This window comes from Saccharothrix espanaensis DSM 44229, assembly GCF_000328705.1.
GTDB classification, from domain to species: Bacteria; Actinomycetota; Actinomycetes; order Mycobacteriales; family Pseudonocardiaceae; genus Actinosynnema; species Actinosynnema espanaense.
Genome location: NC_019673.1, coordinates 3696615 through 3717025, shown reverse-complemented (window position 1 = coordinate 3717025; position 20411 = coordinate 3696615). Strand labels below are relative to the sequence as shown.

Here is a 20411-nt window from a genome sequence, read left to right as displayed (position 1 = left end):
CCCCCCCCCCGGAACCGTCACCCGATGACCGATGTGACCCACCACTACACCACCGCACCCAACGAAGCCGACCGCCTGCACCGCACCCCGCACGGACGACTGGAACACCTGCGCACCCGAGAACTGGTCCGCCGACACATGACCAGCCCCGCACGCGTGCTCGACGTGGGCGGAGGAACCGGCGTCCACGCGCGGTGGCCGGCCGCCGACGGCCACCACGTCCACCTGATCGACATCGTGCCGGACCACGTCGACACCGCGTCAAGGCTGCCCGGCGTCACCGCGTCCGTCGGCGACGCCCGCGACCTGCCCGTCCGCACCGACACCGTGGACGCGGTCCTGCTCATGGGGCCGCTCTACCACCTGCTCGCACCGACCGACCGGGCACAGGCGCTGGCCGAAGCACGACGAGTCCTGCGCCCAGGCGGAACGCTCGTCGCAGCGGCCATCAGCCGCTACCTGTCGGCCCTGGAAACCGGCACGACGGGCAACCTCGGCCCCGCCCTGATCGGGCCGGTGGGCAAGGTGATCGCAAGCGGCCGGTACGACGGGCACGTGGGATTCACCGAAACGCACTGGCACACCGCCGACGAACTCCACGACGAGATATCGGCCGCCGGCTTCCGCGCCCCGATCGTGTACGGCGTGGAAGGGCCGGCCTGGCCGACGCTCGACGCGGTCGGCATCGACGGCTTCGACGACCACGTCGAGTCGGCCCTGCGCTGCGCCCGCCTGCTCGAAACCGACCCGCTGATGATCAACGGGAGCGCGCACTTCCTCGCGTTCGCACGGAGTTGACCGAGGACTGGGCAGCCGGTGGGCCCGGTCTGGTCGGCGGCGCGCATCCGGCGGTCGGCCGGGGGCCGTCACCGTGGACATACAAGGCTCGAAGCTTTACACCCCGAAGGGTGAAAGCGCGCGTCAGGTGGTCAACGACTGGATCCGCACCAGCGGGACCTTCGACGCCGCCCCGGACTTCGACGCCGTCTGGCGCGACCCGGACCACCCCGGCAGGATCAGGGAGCACTCCCACCGGTTGCGGCCAAGAGAACCCAGTGGTTGAGTTTTCAACGAACGTCGACGCGCAGGCAACTCTCGCGCAACACGACCGCGAAGGACCCTCACATGAGCATCGCCCTGGTGCGCAACCCAGGCGAAGGCGACACGTACCACTACTACGACAACGTGATCGAACAAGTGGTGTCGACCACCGAAACCCACGGCGCGGTCAGCGTCATGCGCCTCACCGTGCGCCGCGGCACCGCACCACCACTGCACACCCACAGCCGCGAGGACGAGAGCTGGGTCGTCCTGTCCGGCCGCGTCCGCTTCTGGGTGGGCTCGAACTCGCTGGACGACTGCGACGTGCACGACGCCGAACCCGGCGCCTACGTCTACGGCCCCCGACTCGTCCCCCACACGTTCCAGAGCATCACCGACGTCGCGGACATCCTGGTCATGAACAACCCCGGCGCCATCGAAGGCTACTTCCGGTCGATCGGCCGGAACGACGCCCGCGACGACTTCCACTACACCGACCTCGCGGCCCGCTACGGAGTCGTTTTCCTCGACAAGCCAACATCCGCCTGAGTACGACCGCGCCGTCTCTGTCCACATCGGACGGATAGGCGAACGACCGTCGCCGACCGCACGACCTGCGCTACGCCTTGCCGCGTTCGGCCACCGGTGTGGGCAGGGGCGCGCGAGTGGTGTCCAGTCCGGCCGGCAGGTCGCCGGGATCGGCGGCTCGGGCGACCGCCTGATCGGCGGTGAACACCAAGTCTGAGGGGTGCCGACAGGCGCGTACTTCGTCCCAGGTGATCGGGGTGGCCACCGTCGGCAGGTCGCGGCCGCGCAGCGAGTAGGGGGCGATGGTGGTCTTGGCCGGGTTGTTCTGGGACCAGTCGAGCAGCACCCGGCCGGTGCGCTGGGCCTTGGCCATCACCGCGGTGACGGTGTCCGGGGACTCGCGGGCGAGCAACCGGGCCACCGCCTTCGCGTAGGCCGAGGGCGCGTCGGCTCGGGCGGTGTCGATGGCGGCGTAGAGCTGAAGCCCTTTGGAACCGGAGGTGGTGGCCAGCGGCGTGAGGCCGTCCGCGACCAGGATGTCGCGCACGCGTTCGGCGACGCGGCAGCAGTCCACGATCGTGGTGCCCTCGCCGGGGTCCAGGTCGATCACCAGCCGGTCCGGTGGGCGCGGGGTGCCCTGCGGGTCGACGGTCCACTGGGGGACGTGCAGTTCGAGCGCGGCCAGGTTCGCGGCCCACACCAGCGCGGGCAGGTCGTCGATCAGCGGGTACTCGACCGGGTCGCCGGACCCGCGGGAACCGGACCCGGTCAGCCGGACCGTGCGCAACCAGTCGGGCGCGCCGGCGGGCGTGTTCTTGGCGAACCAGGACTGGCCGTCGACACCGTCGGGCCAGCGCACGACCGTGACCGGCCGGTTCCGCAGGTGCGGCAGCAGCAGCGGCGCGATCGCGGTGTAGTAGGCGATCACCTCACCCTTGGTGAACCCGGCCTTCGGGTAGAGGATTTTGTCCAGATTGGACAGTCGCAGCAGCCGGTCGCCGACGCGGACGGAAAGCCGCCCGGTCGGCGGCGGGGTGTCGTCCGGGGCGGTGACGGGTGAGGCGGTAACCGGTGAAGTGGTGACGGGTGAAGTGGTGACGGGTGAAGTGGTGACGGGTGAGGGGACGGGCCGGGGGGCGGGCCGGGGGGCGGCGGATGGCGGGAGGAGGGCCTCCGCCGGTCCGCGGTCCTCGCGCAGACCCCGCCACGCGGTGTGCCGCAACCGGCCGCCACGGGTGAACGTCCGGTACACGACCTCGCCGACCAGGCGCGGTTCGACCCACCGGGCCCCGACCACGTCCTCGCGCGGCGGCGCGGCGGCGAACGGGTGCGTACGCCGTTCCAGCGGCTCCAGCGCGCTGCGCAGATCCGCGCGCTGGGTCCGGCTGAACCCGGTGCCCACGTCGCCGAGGTAGACCAGGTCACCCGTCACCGGGTCGTGCGCGCCCAGCAGCAGACCGCCCACCGACCCGGAGAGGCCCCCCTTGCCGGGCCGCCACCCGCACACCACCACCTCGGTCGTGACGGTCACCGGGTGTTTGAGCCACGCGTCCGACCGGTGCCCCGGCTGGTAGGTCGAGCTGCCGAGCTTCGCGACGAGCCCTTCGTAGCCCGCGTCGGCGGTGCGGCGGAGCAGCGCCTCGGGGGTGAGCCGGTCGGCGCGCAGCCGGTCGTGGGTGATGGCGCGGACGATGTCGACCCGGTACGGATCGGGCATCGGCAGCGACGTCAGCAGGCCGCGGCGTTCGTCATAGGGCTCGCGGAGCAGGTCGGCGTCCCCCAGCCGCAGCAGGTCGAAGGCCAGGAACCGCACGTCCACGCGGTGCGGTCCGTCGACGTGCCGTCGATGGCGGCCCCGGCGCTCCTGCAACAGCCCGAAGTCGATCCGCCCGCGTTCGTCGTAGGCGACGACCTCGCCGTCGAGCACCCCGGCCCGGCCGGCGAAGACCCGTGCGATCGGATCGACCAGTTCGCTGAACTCGGCGGTCAGGTCCAGCCCGTTGCGGCTGGTCAACGCCACCGCGCCGGCGGCGGCGACGCGCACCGCGCAGCGGTAGCCGTCCAACTTGTCCTCGTACCGCCAGGCCGGCCCGGAGGGCAACCGGCCACCGTCCGCCTTGGCCAGCATCGGCTCCACCCACGCCGGCACACCGGTCTGTCCGCGCTGCGACGTGGCGGCCATCGCGACCTCCGGTCCGAACGTCCCGCAGGCCCGCACCGCCCGCGCCCCTCGACGGTAACCCGTTCGGCCTAGTGTCGCCCGGTTCGGTCGGGTGACGCCGGGTCACCCTCGGCGGCCGGCCCGGCCGCCGACCGGACGGACGGCCACACGAGCCGTCCCCTGCCCACCGCCGGTGTCGCTGATCCGTCCGGGCGACGTGACGAACGGACGAGTGGCCGCCGGTCGGCCGGGGTTCAATTCGAGGGCCAGTTCGTGTTCGGCAAGAACGGCCGGATCCACTACCCGGCCAACGGGACCAGGAACGAGGTCGCCAGGCAGGAGTCCGAGAAGACACTCGCCGCCCACGTCGGCACGGTGGTCGAGGTCCACTACTCCCCGCCGGACGCGTGCACCGGCGCCACCTGGACGAGCGCTCGCGTCGTTCGGGTGATCTCGGCGTCGTCGGGCTAGGCCGGTCGAGTGGTCCTGGAAGCGTCGCGGTTTGGTGCTGTCGGGCGGCGGGCATCAGGCATGCGCCGGGGACGGGGGTGTCCCCGGGGTGGGGTTGTTTTTCACTGAGGGGGAACACCTTTGTCACGCATGTCGTTGGTGCGCGGCTTCATGTCGCGCGCCTTGTCCGCGGGTCTGGCGGTTGCGTTGGTCGCCGCGGTTCCCGCCGTCCTGATGTCACCTGCGGCGGCGGCTGAGCCCACCGACGCACGAGCTTGGACACCTGGCGAGGCGAAGCGGGACGTGGTCGGCGGACCGCCGCCCGCGGGCCTTGCCAAGCCCGGCGCCGACCGGTCCGGCGCGCCGTCCGCCCAGCGGTGGTCGCCGTGCCGGTCCTCGAACTGGGGTGTGCTGCCGGACTACCCGATCGAGCGCTTCCGGGTCAGCGACCGCCTCCAGTTCGGGGTGAACGCGGCCAACGGCAACCTCTGGGTCGACCACCGGAACCTGACCGTCCGGGGCACCGGCATCGACCTGTCCCTGCGCCACTCCTTCGGCTACGACGACGAGTGGCACGTCAACGCGGGCCGGGACATGGCCCTGGACCTGTCGTTCGAGGCGATCCACATGCCCGTCGACGGCGGCGGGTGCGTCGAGTTCGCCCCCAACGCCGACGGGACCTACGCCTCGGCGAGCAACGGCGTCCGGGCGACGATCACGAAGAACGCGGGCGGGTCGTACACCGCACGCTTCACCGAGACCGGCGAGACCTGGGCGTTCAACGCCGGTGGCTGGCCGCTCAACCGCACCGACCGCAACGGCAGCGCGATCACGTACTACTACCACTCGGACGGCGCTCTGGCGTCGCTGACCGACTCGCAGGGCCGGGTCACCACCTTCACGTCGAGCGGCGGGAAGATCACCCGCATCACCGACCCGAGCGGCACGGTCGTCGGGGACTACACCTACGACGCCGCCGGCAAGCTCGGCAAGCTGACCGACCGGGACGGCAAGACCGTCCAGTTCACCCACGCCGCATCCACCGGCAGGCTGACGTCGCTGGTCGACCAGGCCGGGCGGACCTGGAGCTTCGCCTACGACGACTACGGCGACGTGATCAAGGTGACCACGCCGAGGCAGGCGGGCGCGGTGGACACGCTGTTCGCCTACGACACCAGCACCCAGACGACGGAGACCGACCCGAACGGCAACAAGACCGTCTACACCTTCGACGCCGACGACCGGCAGATCTCGGCGAAGGACGCGTTGGGCCACACCCAGTCCACGACCTGGACCGCCAACAGCGACATCCAGTCGACCACGGACGGCCTGACCAACTCCACCACCGCGGCCTACGACAGCCTGAACAACCTGATCTCCACCAAGCTCCCGACCGGGGCGACCAGCACGATCGGCTACACCAGCACCGCGCACCCGCACTCGCCGACGTCGATCAAGGACCCGGCGGGCAACGAGGTGACCCGCGAGTACGACTCGGCGGGCAACCTCACCAAGGTCCGCTCCACCCCGCTGGCCGCCGACCTGGAGATCCGCACCTACACCGGCCCGAAGCGGCTGCTGGGCACCGTGAAGGACGCCAACGGCAACGTGACGACGTTCGGCTACGACCAGGCCGGGAACCTGACCAGCGTCACCCCGCCCGCGCCGCTGGGAGTCACCCGCTTCGGCTACGACTCGTTGTCGCGCATCACCAGCGTGACCGACGGCAACAACAAGCGCATCGACTACGCCTACGACAAGCTCGACCGGATCGTGTCGGTGAGCGTCAACGGCGGCGCTGTCCTGCAAACCAACTCCTACGACGCGCTGGGCAACCTGGTCACCCGATCGCACGGCGGGGTGACCAGCAGGTTCTCTTACGACGCCTACCCGACCGGCAGCCAGGTCACCTCTGCGGCGCGGACCCAGGGCGCGGGCACCGAGACGGTGTCCTACGGCTACGACAAGGCGGGCAACCTGACGTCGCTGGCCGACCCGGCGGGCACCGCCACCTACGGCTACGACGCCGCGAACCGGCTGACGTCGCTGGCCGACCCGTTCGGGCAGACCACGACGTTCGGCTACGACGCCGCCGACAACCGCACCACGACGACGTTCCCCGGTGCGGGGACGCAGACCAACGCCTACGACACGTCCAGTCGGCTGACCAGCCTGTCGGTCAAGAACGGCACGGGGTCGGAACTGCTCAAGGCGACCTACAGCTACACCACCGCCGGGGGTGCCGACAGCGACAAGCTTCAGTCGAAGACGATCGCCGGGACGACCACGGCCTACACCTACGACTCGCAGCGGCACCTCACGAAGGCGGGCGCCACCACGTTCGCGGTGGACAAGGCCGACAACATCACCAACCTGGCGGGCACCGCGCACACCGTCAACGCCGCGAACCAGCTCACCGCGGTAGGCGCGACGACGCTGGGCTACGACGCCGCGGGCAACATCACCAGTGCGACCAACCCGACGGCGTCCTATGAGTACTCGTCGACGAACCAGCTGGTTCGCGGCGTCACCGGCGGGGCGCAGACCTTCACCGCCGCGTACGACACGATCGACCAGACCCAGCCGCGGACCATCACCGAGACCGTCGACGGGACCGCGACCACGCACGTGTTCACCCACACCGCGCTCGGCACGAGCACGGTGAACTCGGGTGGCACCAGGGTCAGCGTCGCCCGTGACCCGGACGGCAGGCTGGTCACCGAGAAGGCGGGGACGACCCGGTACAACCTGATCACCGACCACCAGGGCAGCGTGCTCGGGATGCTCGACACGGCCGGGGCCTTGGCCGCCACGTACACCTACAACCCGTACGGCGGGGCGACGGGCACGGGCGCGTCGGGCGTGAACCCGTTCCGCTACGTCGGCGGTTACACGCTCAAGGGCGGGCTGACGTTGTTCGGGCACCGGTACTACAACTCGTCCTGGGGGCGCTTCACCGCGCCGGACCCGACCCACCAGGAGCGCAACCGATACGCGTACGGCAAGTCCGACCCGGTCAACAACACCGACCCCACCGGCGCCTACAGCACCGACGACTTCGAGGACGACCTCGGTGTCGTCGCCGACTTCGCCGGCACGGGCGCGGCCCTCGGCGGCGGAGGCGGCCTGATCGCGTGCGTGGTGGGCCCGGTAGGCTGCGCCACCGGCGCGGGCGTCGGCGCCGCGATCGGCGGCGGGCTCGGCGCGGTCGCCGGGATCTCCTACTCGATCACGAAGCGGATCAACGAATGACGGGCGGGCACAACGGGATGAAGACGCCGAGCCGACGGACCCGCGTCCTCGCGATGATCGGCTTCGTGCTCGCCGCCGCGGCCGCGGGCGTGGCCGGGTACCACCTCGAACAGGCGGTCGGCCAGCCCTTGCTCCGCTACCTGCCGCTGGCCCTGGTCGTCGCCGTGGGCGTGGTCGTGGCCGTCCGATCAGGACTCATCCCACCGAAGAAGTAGCGGGGCGATGCCTCCAGCGGTCCGGCGCACCACGGTGTGCCGGACCGCTGGAGCAACGTGACCGGGAAGCGGGGCCACGACCCGTGCGGCGTCGGTCTGCGCCGACCGGTCGGATGCGCGCCGAAGGAATCACACCTCGGATCGTCCGGCGAGGCGAATCCCACGGCTCCGGCTTGGGCACGCTTGCCGTGACCGATGTCGGGGCAGAGGAGGTCGGTTCCCAGTCGGGTGCGTTCGTAGGCGACTACGCGAGCGCGTCGGATGGTGGTGAGCAAGCCGGCGTCTTGCATCGCGACGAGTGTTCGAACACCGTTGCGGGGGGACAGTTCCAGGGTGCGGGCCAAGGCCGTGGTGCTCATCGGCTCGTCCAGCGTGGCCGGCAGCACCGCACCGCAGGGGTCAGCCGGGCGGATTCGGGAGGACCAACTGATCGGCCTGCGACCGCGCGAGCGCTGGGCACGTCGTTGTACTGGGAAACGACGAACAGCGGCCCGACGTGCCGGTGCAACGTCGGGCCGCCGAGTTCTGCGGACGCTCAGCCGTGGTGCATCCAGATGCCCTTGATCTCCGTGTACGCGTCGATCGCGTACGGGCCCATCTCGCGGCCCCAGCCGCTGGAGCGGAAGCCGCCCCACGGGGCTGCCGCGTCCGGGATGCACGGCATGTTCACGAACACCGCTCCGGCGCGGATGCCGTCCGCCAGGCGGTGGGCGGTGCGCAGGTCGTTGCTCCACACCGCCGCCGCCAGGCCGTACGGCGAGTCGTTGACGCGGTGCAGCAGCTCGTCCTCGTCGTCGTAGTCCAGCACCGCCAGGACCGGGCCGAAGACCTCTTCGCGGGCGATGGTCATCGCGTCCTGGACGCCGCCGAACACGGTCGGGCGGAAGAAGTGGCCGGGGCCGTCGCCGCGCTCGCCGCCGGTGAGCAGTTCGGCACCCTGGGTCACCGCGCCGCGGACGAAGGACTCGACGCGGTCCCGGTGCTCGGCACTGACCAGCGGGCCGAGGTCGGTGTCCGGGTGCAGGCCCGCGCCCAGGCGCAGGCCGCCGGCCGCGGTGGCGAGCTTGGAGGTGAACTCGTCCTGCCGGGCCTTGTCGACGTAGAGCCGGGCGTAGGCGGCGCACACCTGGCCGCTGTTGAGCAGGCCGCCCGCGATGGTGCCGGCCACGGCGGCGTCGATGTCGGCGTCCCGGGCGATGACGGTGGGCGTCTTGCCGCCCAGCTCCAGGGTGATCCGCTTGAGGTCGGCGGCGGACGCGGCGACGATGTCGCGGCCCACGGAGGTGGAGCCGGTGAACGACACCTTGTCCACGCCGGGGTGGCGGACCAGCGCCTTGCCGGTCTCCGGGCCGCCGGTCACCAGGTTGACCACACCGGGCGGGAAACCCGCCTCGACGCACAGCTCGACCAGCCGCACGGTGGTCAGCGGGGTCTGCTCGGCGGGCTTGATGACGGCGGTGTTGCCGCAGGCCAGGGCGGGTGCGAGCTTCCACGCCATGATCATCAGCGGGAAGTTCCAGGGCGCGATCAGGGCGCACACGCCGACCGGCACGCGGCGGTCGAACTGGAGGGTGTCGGGGAACGACACGTTGCGCACCGCACCGTCGAGCTTGGTGGCCCAGCCGGCGAAGTAGCGGAAGTGCTCGGCCGCGCCGGTCACGCTGACCGCCCGCGCCACGCCCAGCGGCTGGCCCTGGTCGCGGGTCTCCAGCTCGGCGAGCTTCTCGGCGTCGGCCTCGATCAGGTCCGCGAGCCGCCACAGCAGCGCGGCCCGCTCGGTCGCCGGGGTGGCGGTCCAGCCGGGCAGGGCCTCCCGGGCGGCGGCGACGGCGTTGTCGACGTCCGCGCCGCTCGCGTCGGCGACGACCGCCAGTTGCTCACCGGTAGCGGGGTCGGTGGTGGTGAACTCCCCCGCCCCGGCGGTCCACTGGCCGCCGATGTACAGACCTGTCGCGCGCATGTCGACTCCCCTCCACTGGCTCATCGCGGCCCAGTGTGGGCTGTCGCGCTCCCGCCGCGCTTGCTCACGGGCGCATGGCGCTTGACCGTCAGCGCGCCCGGTGCTCGACGCTGCGCCGGCGGTATTCCGACGGGGAGAGGCCGTACTCGGTCTTGAACGCGCGGCTGAGGTAGGAGGCGTCCACCAGGCCCCAGCGGGCCCCGATCACGCCGATGGCGAGCTGGTGCTTGCCGGGGTCGGCGAGGTCCTGGCCGCAGCGCTCCAGCCGGCGGTGCCGGATCCAGCCGGACACGGTGGTGCCCGCCTCGCTGAACAGCTTGTGCAGGTACCGGGTGGAGATGTGGTGCGCGGCGGCGATGTCGCCCGGCGAGAGCTCCGGGTCCTCCAGGTGTGACTCCACATAGGACTTGATCTTGACCAGCATCGCCGCGCGGGAGGTCTCGGCGGGCACGTCGGCGTAGTCGACCTGGTCGGCCAGCGCGGTGCCCAGCAGGTCGACCACGTTGCGCGCCAGCCGGACGCTGCCGTGCACCTGCGGGTCGTCGATGTTGCGGGCCAGCTGGACCAGGGTGGTGCTGACGATCCCGCTGACGCCCTGCCCGCCGGCGAACCGGATCGCGGTGAGCTGCTCGACCTGGCCGGAGGGCAGGCACAGCATCGACCGGGGGAACATCAGCACCATCGTGGACGAGACGTCGTCGAACGCCAGCGAGTACGGCCGCGTGGTGTCGTAGATGGCGAAGTCGCCGGGGCGCAGCGCGGCCTGCCGGCCGTCCTGGGTGAGCTTCGCGGTGCCGTGCAGCTGCAACGACAGCTTGTAGTAGTCCGGTGCCGCACGGGAGATCGCCCGCGCGGTCCGTCGCACGGTGTGCGCGTCCGCGGACGCTTCGTACACGGCGACACTGCCCAGGTTCTGACCGCGCAACCGGCCCCGGAACGCCGAGTGCTCGCCCGCCGTGGCCTCCAGGGGCACGAAGGTCTGCGACACCGCCGACTGCCAGAGATCGAACTGCTGCGTCGCCGGCACTCCGGCGGTGGTCAGCACGTAGGACATCGTTGCCCTCCCGGACCTGGTGGTGCACAGTGTTCTGCGTAACACTGCGTGACAGGCACAGTCGTCCGCATTCGCCCGTTCGTCAAGTGGTCGTTGCCGAGTCGTAAAAGGCCCGCCCACCCGGTGCACGCGGAGTCAAATGACGTGCAGCCGTGGTCAACCCTACCGCAGCAGTCTCCTGTTAGACCTGAACAGCCGGCACGACAGCACGTGCCGGAAACGGATCGTATTCGATCCGCTACACGATCCCCGATGCGGAGGTGACCATGGGTGAGGTCGTGCTGGCCGCCAAGATCACGCATGTGCCGTCGATCTGGCTGTCCATCAACCCCGGTAAGCACCACGGCATCCGCAAGCCCGCAGAGGTCGGTCTGGCCGAGGTCGGCCGCCGAGCGCGGGAACGCGGTGCGGACACCTTCGTGGTGGCCGACTCGCACTGGATGAACAGCATGAGCTTCCACATCAACGGGAAGGCTCGGCACCAGGGCAGCTACGCGTCCCACGAGCTGCCGCACTTCATCCAGGACCTGGAGTACGACTACCCCGGCAACCAGGAGCTCGCCCGCCTCATCGGCGAGGAGATCAACGCCGGTGGCCAGAAGTCCTTGGTGCACGACGTGAAGGACCTCGGCCTGGAGTACGCCACGCTGGTGCCGATGCACTTCATGAACCGCGACGGCGACCCGCTGGAAGTCGTCCCGGTGGGCTGCAACATCTACTCGTCGATCGACGAGAACCGGCGGGTCGGCGAGGCGATCGCGCGCGCCGTGCTGCGCAGCGACCGCAAGGTGGCGTTCCTGGCCAGCGGCTCGCTGTCGCACCAGTTCCCGCCGAACGAGATCTCGTCGCAGTACCTGGACAAGATCAGCAACCCGATCAACGAGCAGGCCGACCGGCTGGTGCTCGACCAGTGGACGACGGGCAGGATCCCGGAGTTCCTGGCCGCGCTGCCCGCCTACAACGAGCGGTTCACCGGCGAGGCCGCGATGGCCGACACCGGCATGCTGTTCGGCATCCTGGGCTGGGACAAGTACACCGGTCACGGCGAGCAGCTGTGCGACTACTTCCCGAGCAGCGGCACGGGCCAGGTGATCGTGGACTTCCCGATCCCGGACGGGCTGAAGGCATGACGCACCCGCTGGGCCTCGCACCGACCAAGATCATCGCGGTGCACCTGAACTTCCGCAGCCGCGCCGCGGAACGCGGGCGGTTCCCGGAGGAGCCCTCGTACTTCCTCAAGCCGCCGTCGTCGCTGTCCTGGTCGGGCCGCGACCTGGTCCGGCCGGAGGGCACGGAGCTGTCCGCCTTCGAGGGCGAGATCGCGATCGTGATCGGCAAGCGGGCGGCCCGGGTCGGCCGGGACGAGGCGGCCGAGTACATCGGCGGCGTCGCCGCGGCGAACGACTTCGGCGTGCACGACCTGCGGTACGCGGACCGGGGCTCCAACCTGCGGTCCAAGGGCGCGGACGGCTACACGCCGGTCGGCCCGGTGCTGCTGGACCCGCGCGAGGTCGACCTGAACGACCTGCGCCTGCGCACGTGGGTCAACGGCGAACTGGTGCAGGACGACAACACCGGCGACCTGCTGTTCGACTTCGCCTACCTGATCGCCGACCTGAGCCGCAACATCACGCTGGAGCCGGGCGACATCATCCTCACCGGCACGCCGACCGGCGCGACGGTGGTCTCCCCCGGTGACGTCGTCGAGGTGGCGGTCGACGACACCGAGCGGCTGCGCAACACCGTCCGCGAGGCCGAGCCGCTGGCCAAGCCGGGCGCGCGGCCGAAGGTGACCCGCGAGGACAAGGCGGCGGCCGTGGGCGGCAGCGTCCCGGCCATCAAGCCGGAGACCGAGGCGGCGCTGCGGTCGGTGTCCACCGCGACGCTGTCCAGCCAGCTGCGCAAGCGCGGCCTGCACCACACGTTCCTCACCGGGCTCAAGCCGTCACGGCCGGACCTGCGGATGGTCGGCACGGCCCACACGCTGCGGTTCCTGCCGCTGCGCGAGGACCAGTTCGCCGAGCGCGGCAACGGCATGAACGCCCAGAAGCGGGCCGTGGAGTCCATCGGGGACGGTCAGATCCTGGTGATCGACGCCCGCCAGGACCACGGCGCGGGCACGCTCGGCGACATCCTGGCGCTGCGCGCGCTCAAGCGGGGCGCGGCCGGCGTCGTCACCGACGGCTGCCTGCGCGACAGCCCGTCGTTCGCCGACGTCGACCTGCCCGCCTACAGCGCGGGCCCGCACGCGGCCGTCCTGGGCCGCAAGCACGTGCCGTGGGAGGTCGGCGTGGACGTGGCCTGCGCGGGCGTGCTGGTGCGGCCGGGCGACGTGCTGGTGGGCGACGCCGAGGGCGTCATCCTGATCCCGCCGTCGCTGGTGGACGAGGTCGCCGCGGACGCGGTGAAGATGGAGCGCGAGGAGCGCTTCATCCTCGAACGGGTCGCCGCCGGCGAGGGCATCGACGGGCTCTACCCGCTCGGCGCGGCCAAGCGGGCCGAGTACGAGGAGTGGTCGGGATGACCGCCGCCCCGGTCCGCTCCAAGACCCAGTACGCGTACGAGACGCTGCGCGACCGGATCGCGGAGGGCCGGTACGGGCCCGGCGCGCGGCTGGTGTTCGACCGCATCGCCCGGGAGCTGGGCATCAGCCCGGTCCCGGTGCGGGAGGCCGTGCGCCGGCTGCAGGCCGAGGGCTGGGTGGTGTTCGAGCAGAACGTCGGCGCGCAGGTCGCCGAGTTCGACCCGGACGGCTACCGCCACACCATGGAGGCGCTGGCGCTGCTGGAGGGCCACGCGGTGGCCACCGCGCTGGTCACCGAGGCGATGCTGGACCGCGCCGCCCACCTCAACGACCTGATGGCCGCGTCCCTGGTGGAGTTCGACCCGCTCGGCTTCACCCGGCTCAACCGCGAGTTCCACCTCCTGCTGTGCGGCGCGACGCCCAACCCCCGGTTGCGCGAGCTGGTCGACAAGGAGTGGTCGCGGCTGGACATGACCCGGCGCACGACCTTCAGCCTGGTGCCCGGCCGGGCCCGGGAGTCGGTCGCCGAGCACGCCGAACTGCTGCGCCTGCTGCGCGCCGAGGCACCCGCCGAGGTCGTGGAGCGCTTCGCCCGCGAGCACAAGCTCAACACCCTCCGGGCCGTGGACACGAGGTCCCCGGCCCCGTTTCCAGGGGAGTTCACGTCATGAGGTTCCGTTCCGACCCGGCGCAGATCCGCGGTTCCATCGCGCCCGTCGTCACGCCGTTCACCGCCACCGGCGAGCTGGACACCGACAGCCTGCGCGCGCTGGTGCGCTGGCAGCTGGAGTCCGGCTCGCACGGTGTGTCCATCGGCGGCTCGACCGGTGAGCCCAGCGCGCAGACGATCGAGGAGCGGATCACCGCGATGCGCGTGGTGGCCGAGGAGCTCGGTGACCGCGTCCCGTTCCTGCCCGGCACCGGCGCGGTCACCCTCCAGCACACGCTGGAGCTGACCGACCAGGCGCAGAAGCTCGGTGCGGACCTCGCGCTGGTCATCACGCCGTACTACAGCCGGCCCACCCAGGAGGGCCTCATCGCGTGGTACGGCGCGGTGGCCAACGAGTTCCCCGACATGCCGATCGTGATCTACAACGTGCCCTCGCGCACGGCGGTGGACATCGCGCCGGACACCGTGGCCAAGCTCCGCCACGCCCACGACAACATCGTGGGCATCAAGGAGACCACCAAGGACTTCGAGCACTTCTCGCACGTGCTGCACAAGTGCGGCCGTGACTTCCTGATGTGGTCGGGCATCGAGCTGCTGTGCCTGCCGCTGCTGGCGATCGGCGGCGTCGGGTTCGTCAGCGCGCTGGCCAACATCGCGCCCGCCGCCGTGGCCCGGATGTACGAGCTGTACGTCTCCGGCGACCACCAGGGCGCCATCGACCTCCACTACCGGCTCGCCCCGCTGGTGGAGCTGCTGTTCGTGGAGACCAACCCGGCGCCGGCCAAGCACGTGCTGGCCGACCTGGGCCGGATCTCCAGCGGTTACGTCCGCCCGCCCCTGATCGAGCCGACCCCGGCCGGTCTGGAGAAGATCGACAAGTTGCGGGCCGAGGCCGCCGACCTGCTCATCCCGTCTGGAGTGACCGCATGACCACCGTGAACAAGCCGGCGGACCTGCCGACCGAACTGCTGCACCACATCGACGGCAAGGACGTCCCGTCGGTCGACGGCGCGACCTTCCCGGTCGCCGACCCGGTCACCGACACCGAGTACGGCACCGTCGCCGCCGGTGGCCCGGCCGACATCGACAACGCCGTCGCCGCCGCGCGCCGGGCGTTCACCGAGGGCCCGTGGCCGAAGATGTCCGACCGCGAGCGCGCCAAGGTGCTCAACCGGATCGCCGACGCCATCGAGTCGCGCGCCGACCGGCTGGCCGAGCTGGAGACCTTCGACACCGGTCTGCCGGTGACCCAGGCCAAGGGCCAGGCGCACCGCGCGGCGGAGAACTTCCGCTACTTCGCCGACGTGATCGTGGCGCAGCACGAGGACGCGTACCTGGTGGGCGACAAGCAGGTCAACTACGCGATCCGCCAGCCGGCGGGCGTCGCGGGCCTGATCACGCCGTGGAACACGCCGTTCATGCTGGAGACCTGGAAGCTCGCGCCGTCGCTGGCCTCGGGCTGCACGGTGGTGCTCAAGCCCGCCGAGTGGTCGCCGCTGTCGGCCAGCCTGCTGCCCGGGATCATGGCCGAGGCCGGCGTGCCGGACGGCGTGTTCAACCTGGTGCACGGCATCGGCGAGTCGGCCGGCGCGGCCCTGGTGGCGCACCCGGACGTGCCGCGCCTGTCGTTCACCGGCGAGAGCGGCACCGGCCAGATCATCATGCGCACCGCGGCGGAGCACCTGAAGGAGGTGTCGATGGAGCTGGGCGGCAAGTCGCCGTGCGTGGTCTTCGCCGACGCCGACTTCGACAAGGCCGTCGACGCCGCCGTGTTCGGCGTCTTCTCGCTCAACGGCGAGCGCTGCACGGCGTCCTCGCGGGTGATCGTGCAGCGGGAGATCTACGACGCGTTCGTGGAGGCCCTGGCGGCCCGCGCGTCGGCGGTGCGGGTGGGCCTGCCCTCCGACCCGGCCACCGAGGTCGGCGCGCTGATCCACCCCGAGCACTACGCGCGGGTGCTGGAGTACGTGGAGATCGGCAAGTCCGAGGCCCGGCTGGTCGCGGGCGGCAGCCGGCCCGCGCACCTGGACTCGGGCAACTTCCTGTCCCCCACGGTGTTCGCCGACGTCGCGCCGGACGCCCGGGTGTTCCAGGAGGAGATCTTCGGGCCGGTGGTCTGCGTGACGCCGTTCGACACCGAGGAGGAGGCCGTCGCGCTGGCCAACGCCACCAAGTACGGCCTGGCGGGCTACGTGTGGACCTCGGACCTCAAGCGCGGCCACCGGGTGGCCCGCGCCGTGCAGTCCGGCATGGTCTGGATCAACTCGCACAACGTCCGCGACCTGCGCACGCCGTTCGGCGGCATCAAGGCCAGCGGTGTCGGCCGGGAGGGCGGCGCGCACAGCATCGACTTCTACAGCGACCTGCGCGCGGTGCACGTGGCCGTCGGCGACCTGACCCCGCCGCGGTTCGGAGTTGCCCGACCGTGAACGGTCGTTGATTTCGGGCGCACCCGCCCGCCCCGGCTATGGGGCAGGCGGGTGTCGCGCGGATAACGTCCGATCATGGGCATGGAAGGTGTGGTCGCGCTGGTGACCGGAGCGGGCTCCGGGATCGGCGCGGCGGTGGCGCGCAGGCTCGACGCCGCCGGGGCACGGGTGGCCGCGCTGGACGCCGACTCCACCGCGGTGGAGCTGGTCGGCGGCGCGCTGTGGTGCGGCATGGCGGTGTGCGCCGAGGCGGCCGACCCGGCGCAGGCCGAGTCGGCGGTGACCGCGGTGGTCGACCACTTCGGCCGGCTGGACCTGCTCGTGGTGACCACCCCCGCGTTACCCTGCCCGGGACCCCGCGAAGCCGACGTCCTCACCACGCTCGCCGTGGACGACGAGGCGTGGCACGAGGTCCTGGCCACCCAGCTCGACGCCGCGTTCTACACCACCCGGGCCGCGTTGCGGGCCATGCGGTCCGGGGTGATCGTGGCGGTCGCGGTCACCTGCCCGCACCTGCCCCACCAGTCGGCCGCGGCGGCGGGCGTGCGCGGCCTGGTCCGCGCCGTCGCCCGGGACACAGCGCCCGCCGGCGTCCTGGTCCGCTCCGTCACCGCCCGCTGCACCCCTGATCCCGCCGAGGTCGCCGACACCGTCGCCGACCTCGCCGTCACCACTGGAGGACCGACATGGGCTCTCGATTCACCGGCCGGGTCGCCCTGATCACCGGCGCGGGCACCGGCATCGGCGCGGCCACCGCGCGGCTGGTCGTGGCCGAGGGCGGCAAGGTCGTGCTGACCGGCCGCCGGCCCGCGCCGCTGGCCGAGGTCGCGGGCCCGCTGGGCGACGCCGCCCTGGCGCTGCCCGCCGACGCCGCCGACGGCGCGGCGATGGCCGCCGTCGTCGCCGAGGCCACCGAACGCCTGGGCCGGATCGACGTGGTCGTGGCCAACGCGGGCGGCCACGGGCTCGGCACCGCCGCGGAGACCACCGACGAGGGCTGGCAGCTCGCCCTCGACGCCAACCTGACCAGCGCGTTCGTCACCATCCGGGCCGCGCTGCCCGGCCTGGTCGACGGCGGCGGCTCGGTGGTGCTGGTGTCCTCGCTCGCGGGCCTGTTCGCCGGCCCCGCGGTGGCCGGCTACACCGCCACCAAGCACGCCCTGATCGGCCTGAGCCGCTCGATCGCCCGCGACTACGGCAAGCACGGCGTCCGCTCGAACGTGGTGTGCCCCGGCTGGGTGCGCACCGCGATGGCCGACGAGCAGATGGACCGGTTCGGCGAGTCGCGCGGCCTGAGCCGCGACGACGCCTACGCGCTGCTGACCGAGAACACCCCGCTCGGCCGCCCCGCCGACGCGGAGGAGGTGGCGTCCGTGATCGCGTTCCTGGCCTCCTCGGACGCCTCGATCGTCAGCGGCGCGATCGTCACCGCGGACGCGGGCGCGAGCGCCGTCGACCTGCCCACCATCGAACTGGCCTGAGAGGACATCAGATGTCGGAGTGGAAGACCGTCGACGACTTCGCCAAGGGCATCGACGGCAACCGGTTGCCGCGCACCGACGCCCTGGTCGGCCTCACCTGGACCGTCCGGCACGACGAGGGCGGCGAGGTCACGCTGACCTTCACCGACGAGTCGCACGCCGCGTGGACCGCGGGCGAGGCGTCGGGCACCGACCGGTACGAGGCGGTGGAGGGCGCGCCGGGGATCTACTTCCTGACGCTCATCGACACCAAGACGCCGCGCGAGTGCGCCGTGCTGATCGCCGACGTGGACAACCGGCGGACGCTGAGCGTCGAGTCGACCATCGCCGAGCAGAAGGTCGACGGCGTCCCCCAGGTGTCGCAGGTCTTCAAGCCGGGCGTGCTCGACACCGGTGACGGCGTCGGCCCGAAGGGCGAGCCGGCCGCCGAGACGCGCGAGCTGATCGGGTTCCGCGCGCTCTACCGCTACAGCCCCAACCACCTCTACGAGCACGTGTACCTGAGCTCGGAGCGCTACGCCTGGCAGTGCCTGGTGGGCGAGCAGCGCGGCCACGGCGACGTGGACCTGGCGACCGCGTACAAGATCTCGGACAACCGGTACGTGTTCACCTTCCGCGAGTTCCGCATCCCGGTCGCGACCACGTGGCTCTACGACCTGGACGCGATGCGCACCACGGGCACGTTCTTCGGCCTCAACGGCGAAGGCGAGATCCGCAGCGCACCCGGCGGCGCGCACGTCGAACCGCTCGGCCGGGTGTCCTACCCCGACGAACAGCCCGTCTGAAAAGGAAGAACATGACCGCACTGGACGTCGTCCGCGCCCACTACGCCGCGTCCGACCGGGGCGACCTGGACGGGATGCTGGCCCCGCTCGCCCCCGACGCCTCCTGGACCGAGGCCGCCGGCTCCACCTACGGCGGCACCTACGTCGGCCGGGACGCCATCGTCGCCAACGTGTTCCAGCGGATCGGCGCGGACTGGGCGTCGTTCGGCGTGTCCGTCGCCGAACTGCTGGACGCGGGCGACACGGTCGTCGCGCTGGGCAGCTACACCGGCGTGCACCGCGCGACCGGCAAGGGCATGACCGCCCGGTTCACCCACATCTGGCGGGTGGCCGACGGCCGGGTCACCAGTTTCGAGCAGGTCGCCGACACCGCGCTGATCGTGGGCGCGGAGTCCTGAGACGGGAGCGGGCCGCCCTCGGCGGGGCGGCCCGCTCCTCCCGGGGAGTTCCCCCCTCGGACGGGAGCGGGCCGGTCCGGGCCGACCGGCCCGCTCTCTTTTTACGTCACCGCAACGGTTTCACGGACAGCTACGGCTGCGCCGGTCAGCGCCCGCCGGAGACCCCGTCGTCGGCACGACCTACCGCCGCACCCACCGGTAGGGCACGGCTCGTGCCACCGCAACGGTTCTACAGCACCGACAGGTCAACGGCCTGCGCCATCGCGCGGTAGCCCGCGTCGCTGGGGTGCAGCTTGTCGCCGCTGTCGTAGGCCGGCAGCAGCGAGTCCGGGTCGGCCGGGTCCGCCGTGGCCTTCTCGAAGTCCACCACCGCGTCGAACTCCCCGGACGTGCGGATCCAGGCGTTCACCTCGTCCCGCACCGCCTCGCCGGCCTCCGTGTGGTACGCCGCGCCCTTGTACGGCAACAGGGTCGCGCCGACGACCCGGACGCCCTTGGCGTGCGCCTGCCGGATCAGGTCGCGGTAGCCGGCGACCACGTCGGCCGCGGTCACCACCGGGTTGGGCAGGGCGCAGTCGATCGGGAAGTTGCTGAACCCGATGTCGTTGATGCCCTCCAGCAGGATCACCGTGCGCACGTCGGGCTGCCCGAGGGCGTCCCGGGCGAACCGCTCGGTGGCCTTCTCGCCGAAGCACGCCGAGTCGTTGAGCACCCGGTTGCCGCCGATCCCGGCGTTGACGACGTTCTTCCTGCCGCGCAACCGCTCCGCCAGCTCGTCGGGGTACCGGTTGTCACCGTCCACAGTGGCCCCCGCGCCGTCGGTGATGGAGTCGCCGAAGGCCACCACCACGTCCCGGCGCGGCGTGCGGTCGACGGTCTCCACCCCGCTGAGGTAGTACCAGGACTCGGACTTCTCGCCGAACGCGGCGGCCGAGGCGTCCGCCCGGTGGTCGCCGCCGGCCCGGTAGCTGGTGGCGGTGGCGAACGAGTGGCCGGTCGCCGGACCGGTCCGGCCCGCGAAGTAGAGCGTGACGGTGAGCCGCTGCAACGGCTCGACCGGCAGGAACGCCACGTCGCTGACCAGTTCGCCGCCGGGGCGCACGGTGGTCGAGCGGTGGCCGCCGAAGGTCAGGTGCCGCACCGTCTCCGGCCGCACCGCCGCGCCCTGCGCGGACCGGGCGACGGTCGCCCCGGTGAGCTTGAGCGGCGTGCTCCCGTAGGCGTTGGACAGGCGCACGCGCACCGCCGGACCACCGCCGCTGGTCCGCACGACCTGCCGCACGGTGTGGTTGTCGAAGCCCTCGGTGCCCCAGGTGGGCCCGAACACGTCGGTGGGCTCGTGCGGTGAGGCGGCCCAGGTCGCCGCCCAGCCCGGGTGGGCCGACGCCGTGGGCGCGAGCACCACCCCGAGCGCCGCGGTGAGCAGTACTGCCGCGATCTTCTTCATCCGTGACCCCCATGGT

The 20411-nt window shown here is 71.8% G+C and carries 18 protein-coding genes; 14 read left to right on the top strand and 4 right to left on the bottom strand.

Annotation, left to right across the window (positions count from 1 at the left end; genetic code table 11):
• The first annotated feature begins 24 nt into the window (after positions 1 to 24).
• Positions 25 to 798 (top strand): class I SAM-dependent methyltransferase, encoded by a 774-nt coding sequence (locus BN6_RS16620; protein ID WP_015100841.1) that lies wholly within the window; start codon positions 25 to 27, stop codon positions 796 to 798.
• A gap of 327 nt (positions 799 to 1125) precedes the next feature.
• Positions 1126 to 1590, top strand: coding sequence for a cupin domain-containing protein (locus BN6_RS16615; protein WP_015100840.1), 465 nt, complete (start codon positions 1126 to 1128; stop codon positions 1588 to 1590).
• Positions 1591 to 1660: 70 nt separating this feature from the next.
• Here BN6_RS16615 and ligD read toward each other — a convergent pair whose 3' ends face one another.
• Positions 1661 to 3751: a DNA ligase D gene (gene ligD, locus BN6_RS43790; RefSeq protein ID WP_041317023.1), complete on the bottom strand. Its 2091-nt coding sequence runs from the start codon at positions 3749 to 3751 to the stop codon at positions 1661 to 1663.
• A gap of 252 nt (positions 3752 to 4003) precedes the next feature.
• Here ligD and BN6_RS16605 point away from each other — a divergent pair, with 252 nt between their 5' ends.
• The 3 genes from BN6_RS16605 to BN6_RS16595 all read left to right on the top strand — a co-directional run bounded on the left by BN6_RS16605 (position 4004) and on the right by BN6_RS16595 (position 7647).
• The gene (locus BN6_RS16605) at positions 4004 to 4201 is read left to right on the top strand and encodes a hypothetical protein (RefSeq protein ID WP_041312968.1); all 198 of its coding nucleotides are present in this window, start codon (positions 4004 to 4006) and stop codon (positions 4199 to 4201) included.
• A gap of 129 nt (positions 4202 to 4330) precedes the next feature.
• Positions 4331 to 7432, top strand: a complete 3102-nt coding sequence (locus tag BN6_RS16600) for an RHS repeat-associated core domain-containing protein (protein ID WP_084672679.1) — start codon at positions 4331 to 4333, stop codon at positions 7430 to 7432.
• Positions 7429 to 7647: a hypothetical protein gene (locus BN6_RS16595; RefSeq protein ID WP_015100837.1), complete on the top strand. Its 219-nt coding sequence runs from the start codon at positions 7429 to 7431 to the stop codon at positions 7645 to 7647. The genes BN6_RS16600 and BN6_RS16595 overlap by 4 nt, the downstream gene beginning before the upstream one ends.
• A 535-nt stretch (positions 7648 to 8182) precedes the next feature.
• On the opposite strand, the gene BN6_RS16590 is transcribed toward BN6_RS16595, so the two are convergent.
• Positions 8183 to 9607, bottom strand: coding sequence for an aldehyde dehydrogenase family protein (locus BN6_RS16590; RefSeq protein WP_015100836.1), 1425 nt, complete (start codon positions 9605 to 9607; stop codon positions 8183 to 8185).
• A gap of 88 nt (positions 9608 to 9695) precedes the next feature.
• Positions 9696 to 10661: an AraC-like ligand-binding domain-containing protein gene (locus BN6_RS16585; RefSeq protein WP_015100835.1), complete on the bottom strand. Its 966-nt coding sequence runs from the start codon at positions 10659 to 10661 to the stop codon at positions 9696 to 9698.
• 266 nt (positions 10662 to 10927) lie between these two features.
• Between BN6_RS16585 and hpaD the strand changes: the two genes are divergently transcribed.
• The 9 genes from hpaD to BN6_RS16540 all read left to right on the top strand — a co-directional run bounded on the left by hpaD (position 10928) and on the right by BN6_RS16540 (position 18948).
• Positions 10928 to 11791: a 3,4-dihydroxyphenylacetate 2,3-dioxygenase gene (gene hpaD / locus BN6_RS16580; RefSeq protein WP_041312966.1), complete on the top strand. Its 864-nt coding sequence runs from the start codon at positions 10928 to 10930 to the stop codon at positions 11789 to 11791.
• Positions 11788 to 13185, top strand: a complete 1398-nt coding sequence (locus tag BN6_RS16575) for a fumarylacetoacetate hydrolase family protein (protein WP_015100833.1) — start codon at positions 11788 to 11790, stop codon at positions 13183 to 13185. Before hpaD ends, BN6_RS16575 begins: the two co-directional genes overlap by 4 nt.
• On the top strand, positions 13182 to 13856 hold the full coding sequence (locus tag BN6_RS16570; RefSeq protein ID WP_015100832.1) for a GntR family transcriptional regulator: 675 nt from the start codon (positions 13182 to 13184) through the stop codon (positions 13854 to 13856). The genes BN6_RS16575 and BN6_RS16570 overlap by 4 nt, the downstream gene beginning before the upstream one ends.
• Entirely contained in the window at positions 13853 to 14785 is a 933-nt protein-coding gene (gene dapA / locus BN6_RS16565) for a 4-hydroxy-tetrahydrodipicolinate synthase (RefSeq protein ID WP_015100831.1), read from the top strand. The genes BN6_RS16570 and dapA overlap by 4 nt, the downstream gene beginning before the upstream one ends.
• Complete coding sequence (hpaE, locus tag BN6_RS16560) at positions 14782 to 16284, top strand: 5-carboxymethyl-2-hydroxymuconate semialdehyde dehydrogenase (RefSeq protein ID WP_015100830.1); 1503 nt, start codon at positions 14782 to 14784, stop codon at positions 16282 to 16284. Before dapA ends, hpaE begins: the two co-directional genes overlap by 4 nt.
• A gap of 75 nt (positions 16285 to 16359) precedes the next feature.
• On the top strand, positions 16360 to 17004 hold the full coding sequence (locus tag BN6_RS16555; protein WP_015100829.1) for an SDR family NAD(P)-dependent oxidoreductase: 645 nt from the start codon (positions 16360 to 16362) through the stop codon (positions 17002 to 17004).
• Positions 16971 to 17765 carry an SDR family NAD(P)-dependent oxidoreductase gene (locus tag BN6_RS16550; RefSeq protein ID WP_015100828.1) on the top strand — a complete coding sequence of 265 codons (795 nt, stop codon included), beginning with the start codon at positions 16971 to 16973 and terminating at the stop codon, positions 17763 to 17765. Before BN6_RS16555 ends, BN6_RS16550 begins: the two co-directional genes overlap by 34 nt.
• An 11-nt stretch (positions 17766 to 17776) precedes the next feature.
• On the top strand, positions 17777 to 18550 hold the full coding sequence (locus BN6_RS16545; RefSeq protein ID WP_015100827.1) for a molybdenum cofactor biosynthesis F family protein: 774 nt from the start codon (positions 17777 to 17779) through the stop codon (positions 18548 to 18550).
• 11 nt (positions 18551 to 18561) lie between these two features.
• Entirely contained in the window at positions 18562 to 18948 is a 387-nt protein-coding gene (locus BN6_RS16540) for a nuclear transport factor 2 family protein (protein ID WP_015100826.1), read from the top strand.
• Between the two features lie 229 nt (positions 18949 to 19177).
• Here BN6_RS16540 and BN6_RS16535 read toward each other — a convergent pair whose 3' ends face one another.
• Positions 19178 to 20395: an SGNH/GDSL hydrolase family protein gene (locus BN6_RS16535; protein ID WP_015100825.1), complete on the bottom strand. Its 1218-nt coding sequence runs from the start codon at positions 20393 to 20395 to the stop codon at positions 19178 to 19180.
• Positions 20396 to 20411 lie beyond the last annotated feature (16 nt).